This is a genomic window from Isoptericola croceus, from assembly GCF_029382255.1.
Taxonomy (GTDB): domain Bacteria; phylum Actinomycetota; class Actinomycetes; order Actinomycetales; family Cellulomonadaceae; genus Isoptericola; species Isoptericola croceus.
Genome location: NZ_JARLLG010000167.1, coordinates 1 through 278 on the forward strand (window position 1 = coordinate 1; position 278 = coordinate 278).

The window sequence follows — 278 nt, forward strand, 5'->3', positions numbered from 1 at the left end:
CGTAGTCTCGCAACGTTACGACAATGCGCCTGCCTCCGGACCTGGAAGTGACACTATGGAAGACACGGCAGGCTTTACCAACCCCAAGTACAATTTCTCATTGGATGGTGGCTTGACGCCTGGGGAGGGTGCGGTAGCTGCTGCTTATCCAGCCAGTGCATCCGCCGGCAGCTCTGGCGGAAACGCCGGAGGAACACATAGCGCTGGTAATGGTGTCATGCAACCCGAAAGCCTTCAGAGCATTGCTTTCATATGCTGCCTGTGGACCATCCGCGTCT

At 56.8% G+C, this 278-nt stretch carries 1 protein-coding gene; it reads left to right on the plus strand.

What is annotated here, in order from left to right; genetic code table 11:
- Positions 1-55 precede the first annotated feature (55 nt).
- On the plus strand, positions 56-278 hold a 223-nt coding region (locus PZC42_RS24530), incomplete at its 3' end, for a hypothetical protein (protein ID WP_277214073.1).